We start from the raw sequence: 12500 nt of genomic DNA, 5'->3' as shown, positions 1-12500 counted from the left end.
TTTCGTCGGCAGCGTCAGATGTGTATAAGAGACAGATCATGTATCGTTCTATTTATTAAATATTTACAAACACGGCTTAAAATATCAAACAAACATGGTAATAATTCATTATTTCTCAAATAAAAAGGGCTAAGTATCATTTTTGATATTTAGCCCTTAGTCAATTTAATCTATTTTATTTATTTATTCTTTTTTTCTCCAGTGTACAATTTGTTGCACAAATATGGAGATACAAATGATGTGATGATTACTCCGAATGTCACTATCGCCGCTGCTCTTGGTGCGTAGACTGTTAGTGATGGGTCATTTGTAGCCATCAACATTGGGATGCTTGCCGACAATCCTGCGACTGTTGACAATCCGCCTGCTGATACTCCATCTCTTTTTAATACTTTTTTCTCTACGAATAACATCGGTAAGAATATCAATATATAGTATACGACTGCCATCAATATTCCTGAGAATCCCGCTTTGACTGCTTCGAATAAATCGATGCTGTTACCAACTGCCCATCCAAGTGTGAAAATCATAAATGGCATTCCACCTGATACAAATTTGCCCAATTCTTTGTCTAAGTTTCCGATTATTAGTCCCAAAATCAATGGAATGATTAGGGATACTATTGACATATAATCGACGTTTGTTGGTCGAGCCAATCCAAATATCAACATTGCAACTACTGGTGTTGCGAATAATGAGATGAATCCAAATGCACTCATATCTACTTCGTCGCCGCAATCTTCCATTATCGCCAAGAACAACGATGGGTTAAGTGATGTGAGCAAACAGATGAATCCTATCAAGCTTATTCCCAATATTCCGTCTATTCCGAAAAATTTGAAGAACAGTATGGCTGCAATCGCTGTGACTACAGTTCTTACAAATATTAGTGTTGCGTAGATTTTGACAACGCTTTTGATTGTGCTTAGCTTTACTGTACAACCTGATATGAATATCGTCGCTCCCAATATAAATCCCAGACTTTTTGGCCCGAAGAATGCTTCTGTTACTCCACCTATGTTAAATAGTGTCGGGAAAAATGTGTGAATTAACGCCGATATAATCATCGGAACTAGCAATGTTCCTCCAGGAATTTTTTTCATTAATTTCATCGCAAAAATTCTCCTTTTTTATTTTTCGCTTAGATATTTCAAAGCAACTGCTCCCATTGATTTTGCTGCTATTATCATTGAATCTTCGTTGATTGTGAATTTTGGGTGATGGTGTGGGTATGCTTTGCCTTCTGGTTTTGCTCCGATGTAGAAGAAGCTTGCTGGGATTTTTTGTGAGTAGTATGAGAAGTCTTCTGATTGAGCTTGTGGGCCGCAATCTACAACATCGTCAACTTCTGGAATTTTCGCTTCTTTTATGGCGTCTATTACAAGTTGTGTCATTTCATCGTCGTTCATCAATACTGGGTAGTCATTTTTGTAATCCAATTCGATTTCGCAGCTGTATGCTTTTTCAAATCCTTCGCAGATATTTCTGACTTCTTTTTCGAATAGTACTCTGGCATCATCGGACATACATCTAACGTCTCCTTCGATTGTTACGGAGTCTTTTATTATGTTAAATTGTCCTTTTCCATCAAATGAGCCGACTGTCAATACGCCTGGTGTCATCGGGTTTAATCTTCTGGAAACTATTGTTTGAAGACTTACTACTAAGTTGCAAGCTATGACTATTGCATCATTTGCTTCGTGAGGTGCTGCTCCGTGTCCGCCAGTTCCTTTTACTTTTGCGACGAATTTCGCACGAGCTTGTTGTGTAGCTCCTTTGTGGTAGTAAACTTTTCCGAAATCCAATTGACTCATAACGTGACAGCCAAAAATATTGTCCACTCCGTCCAATACGCCGTCTTTAATCATAAGGCTCGAGCCTCCTGGTGGCATTTCTTCAGCTGGTTGGTGGATGATGACGATTTTGCCTGAGAAATCATCTTTCATTTCTGTCAAGCAATCTGCCAATGTCATCAAATACGCTGTGTGTGCGTCGTGTCCACAAGCGTGCATAACGCCTTTGTTTTTTGACGAGTATTCTAGTCCTGTTTCTTCGTTGATAGGAAGTGCATCGAAATCCGCTCTCAATGCTACTGTTTTTCCTGGTTTTCCGGAATCAATTGTAACTTTTACTCCGTATCCACCGATGTTCTTCTCAACTTTTACATTTTTGTTGTTTTCGTAGTGTTTGTAAATGTACTCGCTTGTTTCCTTTTCTTCGTAAGATAGTTCTGGGTGTTCGTGAAGCCATCTTCTGTCACAAAACATTTTGTCTTTCTTTGAATCAATCAAAGAGAATAATTTATCATAATTCATTTTTATGCTCCTTTCCCTCTTTACTATATTATATCATTTTTCGGATAAACTTGTTTGAAATATAATCGAGAAAAATACTTGTGTTTTTCATAAAAAAAGATGAGCTTGGTCTGCTCATCTTTATTTTTAATTCTCGTCGCCGTAGCGAATTTTAATTTGTAGTTTCTTTTCTTGAAAATGAATTGTGTTTGTAGAAATTCTTTTTCAGTATTTCCGCTGTCAGTGCGTAAATCAAAGACACCGACATCAATGCTGCAAATGCTTTGATTGGCAGTTGTACGAGCCCTAGATATGTGTTGATTGGGCTGTAGATTATCGCTATTAGAATAATCGCAACGCCGATTATTGCCGCTACGAGTTTTTTGTTCGGTTTGCTTTTGAATATTGGCCTTGCAGTTCTAACTATTAGCATTACAACCATCGCCGATATTACAGATTCCAACATCCAGCCTGTTTGAAATAGTTGTTCGTCTGAGTCGAATATTTTGAGCAAAAAGAAGAATGTCACATAATCAAACACCGAGGATGTTATTCCAAAAATTATCATAAATTTTTTGATGAAATTCATATCCCATTTTACAGGATTTTCTATCCAATCAGATTCCACAGAGTCTGACGCTATTTGAAGCGATGGAAAATCTGTAAACAAATTCGTGAGCAATATTTGTTTTGGCAACAGCGGCAAGAATTTCAAGAACAAGCTCGCTCCTGCCATCGAAAACATATTTCCAAAATTCGCACTTGTAGCTACAAAGATGTACTTCAATGTGTTGATGAATGTACGCCTGCCCTCTTTTATTCCGGAAATCAATACGTTTAAGCTGTTTTCAAGAAGAACTATTGACGCTTGGTCTTTGGCTGTATCGGCTGCCGTGTTGACCGAAATTCCCACGTCTGCCTGCTTAATCGCAGCCGCATCGTTGATTCCATCTCCCATATACCCAACAATTTCTCCAGCTTGTTTGTAGGCAAGAATTATCTTTTCTTTTTGGTTGGGACTGATTTCTGCGAAAATGTCTATGTCCATGATTTTTTTGTCGAGCTGACTCAACGAGTACGAATCCAAATCCTCTCCCAACAAAATCCTGTCGGGGTCAAGTCCTATTTGGCTTCCGATGTTCTTCGCAATCAAGTGGTTGTCTCCCGTAATCATCTTCAATGAAACCGAAAGCTTTTTCATCTGATCGATGACATCTTTAATGTCCTCTTTTAGTGGGTCCAAAAACATCAACAAACCCACGAATGTCATATCAAAAGCCTTCTTTGGTTGACACTCATCAACCGTCTTTTCGCAAACTCCGAGCACTCTGAATCCCAGCTTTGAATACTTGTCGAACAAGTCCATTATCTCATCTTTCACTTCGCTGATGTCTGCGTATGTCCCATCTGATTTCGAGTAAAATTTGCACACATTGATAACACTCGAAAGTGCGCCTTTTGTCACCATAATGTTTCGATTTTGAAATTCCCCGTCACTTTTTACAACGACACTCAGCAATTTGTTCTCAAATGAATAGGGAATTTCCGACAACTTCGTGTAACCAGAAAAATCATCGTGAACTTCTTGTAAAATCGCCTCATCAATAGGATTTTTGTATCCCTCCTGAAAATACGAATTGATGGATGCGAGTTTCTTCAAATAATCGGAGTTTTCCCCGTCAATTCCAATCGCCTTCTCAAGCTTGACTTTCCCCTGCGTGATAGTTCCCGTCTTGTCCGAGCACATCACAGTCATTGAGCCAAAATTTTCGATGGCGTTGAGCTTCTTGACGATGACACCTTTTTGCGACATCCTTTTAGCTCCCTTAGACAAATTGACACTTATAATCGCCGGCAACATCTGTGGAGTTAAGCCGACAGAAAGCGCCAACGCAAACATAAATGACTCCAAAAATGATTTGTTCAAAACAATGTTGAACACAAAAATCAGACCAATCAAAATAGTCGTAACATGGACAATCAAATTTCCAAAATCTTTGATTCCCCTTTCAAAATCCGTATCCGAATCTGTCTCATCCAAAGTCGCCGTGATTTTTCCAAATTCAGAATCCTTCGCCAAATTCACAATCACAGCCTCACCCGAGCCACTTATAACGTGAGAACCCATCCACAACGAATTTTTTCTGTCAGAAAGAGGCAACTTCTCGGGAATTTTCTCAACGGTTTTTTCCACCGGGAAAGTCTCCCCCGTCAAGCTCGACTCATCCATTGACAGAGAATTTGTCGCGATCAACCTGCAATCAGCGGGAATCATATCCCCCGTCTTAACCTTGATGATATCCCCCACAGTCAACAAAACATTATCTGTCTCGACAAATTTTCCATCTCGCAAAACCGCCGATGTGACGCTAACCGTCGACATCAATTTCCTTACAGCATCATTCGCCTTGCTCTCGTGATTGAAACTCAAAAAAGCAGAAACCAAAATAATAATCAAAATAATAATGCCATCTGAATAATCCTTCAAAAAAATCGACAATATAGCCGCAAAAATAAGAATCATAGTTATCGGATTTTTGAACTGATTGACAAAAATCATAAAATTAGACGAAGACCTCTGCTCACCCAAAACATTCTCGCCATAATCATCTAGCCTATCCTTGACCTGTTCGCTAGACAAACCATCCGCAGAGCTCTTGGTTTCCTTCAAAACATCCTCAACATCGTATGCCCAAAATTTTTCCATTCCAACCTCCTCATCTTAAACAAAGTATATTGCTAATAACTAATAATTGCAATGGATATAGTTATTTATAAAAAATCCCCACATCAATATTTTAATTATTTGCAAACAAAAAGCACACATAACATTTCTGTCAGTGTGCTATCTGTGTCGTCTTTGTAAAATGATTCACACTAGACGTTTTGTAAAAAATAAAAATTGGTCCGATTTTTTGGAAATAAAAGCTAATTATATCACATTAATGCTTTTCAATTTCCTGTTAAATACAAATATAACTGCTGTGCAAATCACAAATATTATCGGAAAAATTCTCACAAATCCCCATTCGAAGCTCTGCAAGATAAATTTCATTACTGCTGTATTTGAATCTGTTGTATCCCATTCTAAATAGCTGCTTTTCATAAAAAACAAAGCTAAGAAGACGAGGACTATTAACACATCTACTGCGATGAATATATTCCTGCAAATTGTGATTTTCTTTTTCTTGTTTTCGAAGAACTGAAGATTTATTTCTTCGAGTTTTTCGGATATTTTATCTAGTTCTGTTTGTTGTGTTTCTTCTATGTTTTCTCCTAATAGTACACTTACGGATGTTTGCAAGATTCCCGATAATTTTATCAGATAATCGGAATCTGGAACGGACAAGCCTCTCTCCCATTTCGATACTGTTTGTCTGACGACGTGCATTTTATCGGCTAATTGTTCTTGTGACAATCCATTTGATTTTCTAAGCGATTTTATATTTTCGTTCAACATTTTTATCCCTCCTATGTCACAATAATATATTTTTCCATCCGTTTCCACAAGAAACTATAATTAACATCGAAAATCTCCCACAATTTCGGCGTTTATCTTTGTGTAAATGTGTTAGCCACAAAATATTTCTGGATTTGAAATTGTGCAGATATTTTTTCGCAAATCATTTCGCCATTATTTTCGATAATTTTAATCGTTCTCATTTGTATTATACTATACAAATTAAAATTTCCCACCAAAAAAGGACGAGTCAGAGACTCATCCTTCAATGTTGTCGTTCGATTTTATGTGTTGTTTAGATTATAAACGCACCTTGTTTGTCGACTTCAAGTTGCACTACTGTGTAGGTGTTGGATAGTTTTTCGAGTTTGTTTCTTATTTGTTGTTCTGATGTGTTGTCATCGGATTTTAATATCACCATTATAGTCGAGCCTGCTCCGCTTAGGTAGTGTCCAATGGCGGATGAATGTGCGATTATTTCTTCGATTTTGTCGATTTCTGGGATTAATTTCAATCTGTACGGTTCGTGGATTTTGTCTTCGAGCGCTACTTTCAAGTTGTCCTCGTTTCCCGAAATCAATGCCAATATGAGCATTGAAACTCTGGAAATGTTGTGTACAACATCCTCTTTTGTGTAGTTTTTCGGTAATGCTTGTCTTGCTTTTTTTGTTGACAGTTCGAAGTTCGGAATTATCGCTAGGAATTTGAATTTATCGAAAATTTCAAACTTTTCGACAAATACTTCATCGTCTTTTAAGATTGATGCGACTGCACCTGAAAATATCGCCGGTGCTACGTTGTCCGGGTGACCTTCGATTTGTGTCGCTATTTTCAAGATTTCTTTTTTGTCAAAATTTTTCCCCATGACATAAAACGCCGCCAATATTCCCATCACGATGCACGCTGCAGATGAGCCGAGTCCTCGTGATATCGGTATGTTTGTTGTGGTGTCAAATTTTACCGGAATTGCTTGTTTATCGTAGCAATCAAAGGCTTTTTGGTATGATTTGTAGATTAAATTGTCCGCTAAATTTTGTTGAAATTCTTCTTTTTCGTTTGTCACTTTAAATTCACAACTGTTAAAGAGTGTCAGTGCGAATCCAAGTGCGTCAAATCCCGGCCCGATGTTTGCAGACGTTGCTGGAACGGATATTCTTTTGCCACGCTTGGCGAATTTTACGACTTCGTTCGCTATTTCATTTTTGGAGATTTTCGTGTTGTGAATGATTTTCTTGGAATGCAATTTTTCGATTTCTGTCGGTATTTCTACTTTCGTCTTGTCGAATAGTCTTTTGATGTTTTCAAATTCATCATCCGAAACCTCCCCTCCTATTGATTGGAGCACTGTCGATGCAAACTTATAGGGACTTGCCGTCGACAAGATGACTGTTTTGTCGAGGTCGAGCTTATCTGTGATATTTTTCGCAACTGCCGTGTGTGTGTCCATCAAATACCCTTCGTTCTCGAAAACTTTTGCTATTGTTTTCTTGGTTTCATCTTCTGTTGCAAATCCGCACAAAAATTCCTTGAAATCTCCATCAAAGCTGAATTTGTTCGACTCTTTTAATTCTTTCATCTTTTCCATTACAATTTGGTCGGAAGATTTGTGATAAATCAATCTTTCGAGATTGGACGAAATCAAGATGTCCATTGATGGCGAAATTGTTTTGACAAGTTTTCTGTTGGCGTCGTATATCCCCGTCGTGAAAAAGTCCGTCAAAACGTTGTTGTCGTTTGATGCTATGACGAGTTTGTCGATTGGAAGTCCCATTTCTTTTGCGTAGTAGCCTGCCAATATGTCTCCGAAATTTCCCGTCGGCACGCAGAAGGAGATTTTTTCACCTGCTGATATTTTTTTGTTGTTAATCAAATCTTGATAAGCGAAAAAATAGTACACAATTTGTGGAATAAGCCTTCCTATATTGATGGAATTTGCAGAAGAAAGGTAGACGTCGTTGTTTTTCAATTGTTGGTTGATTACATCGTCGTTGAAGATTTTCTTGATAGCAGTCTGCGCGTCATCAAAATTTCCGTCAATTGATATGACCTTCGAGTTGAGAGATGATGTCGTGTCCATTTGTGCTTTTTGGATGGCGCTGACTCCCTGTGTTGGATACAAAACCAAGATGTCTATGTTTTCCGTATTGTAAAATCCTTCAAGAGCTGCCTTTCCGGTGTCGCCCGATGTCGCTGTGAGAATGAGCGTTTTGTAATTTTCCCCAAGAGATTTCTTCGCATAAATCATAAGATTTGGAAGCAGGCAAAGTGCAAAATCTTTAAAAGCCGACGTTCTTCCGTGGTAAAGTTCAAGGTAAAAATCTTTTTTGTAAGCTACTTTTGCGATTTTACCTTTGAAACTAGCATAGGATTTTTCGACGATTTCCATTAATTCGTCGCTGTCAAAATCAGTGAAATAAAGCGATAGGATTTTGTGGCAAAGTTCCGTATATGAGAGATTCAAATTCTCCATTATGTCAAATTTCGGGAACGATTCAGGGACAAAAAGCCCTCCATCATCGCTTATTCCTCTCAAAATTGCTTCTTTTGAAGAAACTTTTAATTTTGAATTTCTTGTCGATAAAAATCTCATAACTCCTCCTCAATCTCCGCAATGAACACTGCCTCCATATTTCCAATTGCAGCTTTTAATTCATCCAAGTTCATTTTTTTAGTGATAATCAAATGATTTTTTCCTGCTATTTTTTCCTCATCTATCACATTTTTTAATTTGTCCGAAACATCCGTCGTTCTGATGTAAAATTTGCTTTTCAAGTTGTTTTGTACTTCGAAGCAGTTTGCCGCATCACAAAAAGTTTTCATTTCTCTATCGGACAGAATCCTCAACAAATCCCGCAAAACAGCGTCCGCAGTTTCGAATTTCCCTGCTCCTGGACCCTTAAATTCGTACGATACGAAATTTTCTCCCCAAACTTTGAGTGCATTTGTCCCGTCGAATGTTTTGCTGAAAAAATCATCCTTCAAAAATGTTGGAATCACCGAAATATTTATCTTATTCCCAATCAAAGTCGACTTTGCGAGCAGTCGAATGGAACATCCCATCGCCTTGGCAAAATCAAAATCATCTTTTGTAACACTTGAAATCCCGAACGTGAATATGTCTTGCTCGTCTATTTGCGAATTGTAAATAAGTGATGACAAGATTCTGATTTTTCTCATCGCATCGAATCCGCCGACATCCGCAGTCGGATCAGCCTCGGCATAACCCAAATCCTGTGCCTTTTTCAAAACTTCTTCGTACGACGAATTTTCGTTTTCCATCTTCGACAAAATATAATTGGACGTTCCGTTCAAAATCCCGTATATTTTATTCATATCGCTAATAAAAACTTCTTCCATTATTGGGTGAATCACTGGGATTGCCCCCGCAACGGAAGCTTCGTAAGAAAAATACACATCGTTGAGCCTTGCAAGTTCACTCAACTCTTCAAAATATTTCGACACAACAGCCTTGTTCGCCGTGACGATATTTTTTCCTGCCTTCATCAACGATACAATCTGCTCGTGAGTATCTTCCAAGCCCGATGTCACATCAATGACTGTGCTCACATCGGAGTTTAAAATCTCGTCGAAATCGTCAGTGAATACGAGGTCTGTTTGATGAGGATTTCTCTGTTTATCCATATTCTTCACCAAAACTCTGTCCATTTGTATGTCAAAATTGTTTTTCAAAAGGGATTTTCTTTTTTTAAACAAAATTTCTTCGACACCGATTCCTACAGTGCCAAATCCCATCATTGCGATTTTCAAATTAACCCTCCAAGATTTTTTCTGCAATTTGCACCGCATTAGTCGCAGCACCTTTTCTGATATTATCCGCACAACACCACAAATTTAGCCCGTTATCCACCGTAAAGTCACGCCTAATACGACCTACAAAAACCTCATTTTTGCCAGCAGACGTTATCGGCATTGGGTAAATGTCATTGGAAATATCATCTTGTAGGACTATTCCCGGATAATCAGATAGAATCTTCTTCACATCTTCGAGTTCAAAAGGATTTTCCACCTCTACATTGATGGATACACAGTGCGAACATTTTACAGGAACACGAACAGTCGTTGCAGTCACACGAATGTCGTCATCGTGCAGAATTTTCTTCGTTTCATTTATCATTTTCATCTCTTCCTTAGTATATCCGTTGTCCGTGAATACATCGATTTGAGCGATACAATTATTTTTTATTGGATATTTGTACGCAAGTTGCGTTCCATCTTCCAAATCAGAAATCCCCTTAATTCCAGAGCCTGACACGGATTGATACGTCGAATATATCACCCTTTTAATCTTGTACTTGTCGTGAATCGGCTTGAGTGGAATTACCGATTGAATTGTCGAACAGTTTGGATTGGCGATAATACCATTGTTGTTTTTGATATCTTGCGGATTGATTTCGGGAACAACCAACGGAACTTCCGGATTCATTCTGAAAAAAGAGCTGTTATCAACAACTATAGCCCCAGCTTTGGCAGCAATCGGAGCGTATTTTTCGCTCACAGCCCCTCCCGCTGAAAACAAAGCAATCTTTATATCACGACCTTCAAATGAATCTTCTTGCAATTTTTCGACAGTATATTTTTTACCACAATACTCTATTTGAGAGCCATTTGATTTTTCGGAACTGAATAAGTACAAATTATCAACCGGAAAATTCTTCTCACTCAACACTTTTAACATCATACTTCCAACAAGTCCAGTTGCACCCACAACCGCTACATTAACCTTCATTTAATCCTCCTCGTAAAATTCCCTGTAAATCGAACGAATTGCCTTTTCAAAATCTTTTGTTTCAACGCCTATAATAATGTTTATCTCACTCGAACCTTGGCTAATCATCTTGATGTTTACCCCCTCTTTTGCAAGAGCCGTAAAAGTCCTCGAAGACACGCCCTTCTCGTTAATCATACCGCGACCAACGACGGCAATAAGGGATATGTCACGTTGCCACGATACCTTGTCCACATCCAAATAAATCTTCAGTTCTTCAAGCACCTTATTTAATTTGGAAGTTATCTCCGAATCTGAAACCAAAACAGAGACAGAATCAATACTAGAAGGCATATGCTCAATCAAAATATCGTTGGATTCAAAAACCGTAGTCAACTTCCTGAAAAAATCCTTCTCAGTATTCATATTCACCTTTTCAAGATTTATAACAGTAAAATCCTTCTTGCCCGAAATACCAGTTAGAATGTTCTTGTTTTTGACATCACACTGAGACAAAATCAACGTACCATCCTCATCAGGCGCGTTGGTGTTTTTGATATTTATGGGAATATTCTTATCCCTGAGCGGAAAAATCGCCTCCTCGTGAAGCACCTTTGCACCCATATACGAAAGTTCCCTTAATTCATTGTACGTTATAGTACCAATAGGATGCGGATTAGTCACAATCCTAGGGTCAGCAACCAAAAACCCCGACACATCAGTAAAATTTTCATACATTTCGCTATCGAGACTCGCGGCAATCACCGAACCAGTCACATCAGAACCACCACGAGAGAATGTTTTTATGTTGCCATTTTCATCAACACCGTAAAATCCTGGCACTACGGCCCTCTCGTGATTTGCCAAAATACTTTTGATTTTTTCCTCTGATTTTTTGAGATTCAACTCACCTTCGTTGAACACTATCAAATCCTTCGCATCGACAAAATCATATCCCAAGAAAGACGCAAGCACCTTTGCACTCATAAACTCCCCACGACTCACGACAAAATCATAACTTGCCCCATCTGAAATTTGCTCCTTGACATCCGCCAAAACCCCGTCGATGTCAATATTCAAATCAAGACCATCGACAATATTCCTGTAAATATTCTCGATGATATCATAGACTTCATTGAAATTTAAATCATGTGCGCTCAATTCGTGACACATCGCCAACAAATCAGTCACCTTGTGCTTATTATTCGCTCCCTTGCCCGGTGCAGAAACAACAATGAACTTTCGTGCATCATCTTCCATAATAATATCCTTAACCTTTTTAAGTTGAACAGCATCAGCAAGAGAACTACCGCCAAATTTTAAAACTTTCATTACTTTCCCTTCTTGTAATTTATAAAATAAGTAAAATATGAACTCAAAATTTACTTGAAAACCAATTAAAATTCCACTAAAAATGTAAAATCTAATAAGTAATTCTTAAAATTATACAATTAATCATTTAAATTGTCAAATCTTCCAAATCATAAATTGAATTTTAACCAACAAAGCAAACAATCGAGCTAAAAATTTTAAAATTTCCTTTGAGTGAGGCTGAGCGAGCGAAAGCATTAAATTTTACCTTAGATATTCGTGCGAGATGCTTGCACAAATCCAGACCTATGTGTGTCTAGCAACTGTCATCCAGCGAAATCTTTGCACCATTTTTCATCCTAGTCCTGCAATTTCCCTACATAGCGAAACCTTAAAGCAAACAATCGAAGCTAAGAATATCATACGGAGAAAATAATCATAAATTCAAGTAAAGTGAACCGTAAAAAAATTGTGCTGTTTGAGTGCGTAGCACGAGTTCACAATTTTAGGTTCACAAGCTTAGAATTTATTTATTTTCGTAGTCCAGATATTCGTGCGTGATGTTTGCGCAAATCTTGACCAATGTGTGTCTAGCAACTGTCACCCCGCGAAATCTTTGCACTCTTTTCTATCTTTGTCTAACAAAAACAACACAAAAAAAGATCTAACGGATTAAATCACGTTAGACCTTAATTGTTTGGCGACTACC

8 protein-coding genes are annotated in these 12500 nt (G+C 38.0%); all 8 read right to left on the bottom strand.

Annotation, left to right across the window (positions count from 1 at the left end; genetic code table 11):
• Positions 1 to 179: 179 nt before the first annotated feature.
• Entirely contained in the window at positions 180 to 1112 is a 933-nt protein-coding gene (locus Q0X02_RS07350; protein WP_297813779.1) for a 2-keto-3-deoxygluconate permease, read from the bottom strand.
• 18 nt (positions 1113 to 1130) lie between these two features.
• Positions 1131 to 2315, bottom strand: a complete 1185-nt coding sequence (locus tag Q0X02_RS07345; RefSeq protein WP_297813776.1) for an amidohydrolase — start codon at positions 2313 to 2315, stop codon at positions 1131 to 1133.
• 151 nt (positions 2316 to 2466) lie between these two features.
• Positions 2467 to 5001, bottom strand: a complete 2535-nt coding sequence (mgtA, locus tag Q0X02_RS07340) for a magnesium-translocating P-type ATPase (RefSeq protein WP_297813773.1) — start codon at positions 4999 to 5001, stop codon at positions 2467 to 2469.
• A 225-nt stretch (positions 5002 to 5226) separates the two neighbouring features.
• Positions 5227 to 5754, bottom strand: coding sequence for a helix-turn-helix domain-containing protein (locus Q0X02_RS07335; protein ID WP_297813770.1), 528 nt, complete (start codon positions 5752 to 5754; stop codon positions 5227 to 5229).
• Positions 5755 to 6049: 295 nt separating this feature from the next.
• A complete protein-coding gene (gene thrB, locus Q0X02_RS07330; protein WP_297813767.1) occupies positions 6050 to 8344 on the bottom strand; it encodes a homoserine kinase in 2295 nt (764 codons plus the stop codon).
• A complete protein-coding gene (locus Q0X02_RS07325; RefSeq protein WP_297813765.1) occupies positions 8341 to 9522 on the bottom strand; it encodes a homoserine dehydrogenase in 1182 nt (393 codons plus the stop codon). The genes thrB and Q0X02_RS07325 overlap by 4 nt, the downstream gene beginning before the upstream one ends.
• A 1-nt stretch (position 9523) precedes the next feature.
• Entirely contained in the window at positions 9524 to 10501 is a 978-nt protein-coding gene (locus tag Q0X02_RS07320) for an aspartate-semialdehyde dehydrogenase (protein ID WP_297813762.1), read from the bottom strand.
• Positions 10502 to 11812 (bottom strand): aspartate kinase, encoded by a 1311-nt coding sequence (locus Q0X02_RS07315; protein ID WP_297813759.1) that lies wholly within the window; start codon positions 11810 to 11812, stop codon positions 10502 to 10504.
• Between the last annotated feature and the right edge of the window lie 688 nt (positions 11813 to 12500).

Origin of the sequence: uncultured Finegoldia sp. (assembly GCF_947252345.1) — a bacterium.
Lineage (GTDB): Bacteria > Bacillota > Clostridia > Tissierellales > Peptoniphilaceae > Finegoldia.
The sequence above is the reverse complement of the archived record's forward strand: the minus strand, read 5'-3'. Positions and strand labels throughout refer to the sequence as shown.

Excerpts from the sequence above, each read along its gene's own strand:
- Q0X02_RS07350 (WP_297813779.1), bottom strand. The coding sequence starts at position 1,112 with ATGAAATTAATGAAAAAAATTCCTGGAGGAACATTGCTAGTTCCGATG.
- Q0X02_RS07335 (WP_297813770.1), bottom strand. The coding sequence starts at position 5,754 with ATGTTGAACGAAAATATAAAATCGCTTAGAAAATCAAATGGATTGTCA.
- Q0X02_RS07315 (WP_297813759.1), bottom strand. The coding sequence starts at position 11,812 with ATGAAAGTTTTAAAATTTGGCGGTAGTTCTCTTGCTGATGCTGTTCAA.
- mgtA (WP_297813773.1), bottom strand. The coding sequence starts at position 5,001 with ATGGAAAAATTTTGGGCATACGATGTTGAGGATGTTTTGAAGGAAACC.
- Q0X02_RS07320 (WP_297813762.1), bottom strand. The coding sequence starts at position 10,501 with ATGAAGGTTAATGTAGCGGTTGTGGGTGCAACTGGACTTGTTGGAAGT.
- thrB (WP_297813767.1), bottom strand. The coding sequence starts at position 8,344 with ATGAGATTTTTATCGACAAGAAATTCAAAATTAAAAGTTTCTTCAAAA.
- Q0X02_RS07345 (WP_297813776.1), bottom strand. The coding sequence starts at position 2,315 with ATGAATTATGATAAATTATTCTCTTTGATTGATTCAAAGAAAGACAAA.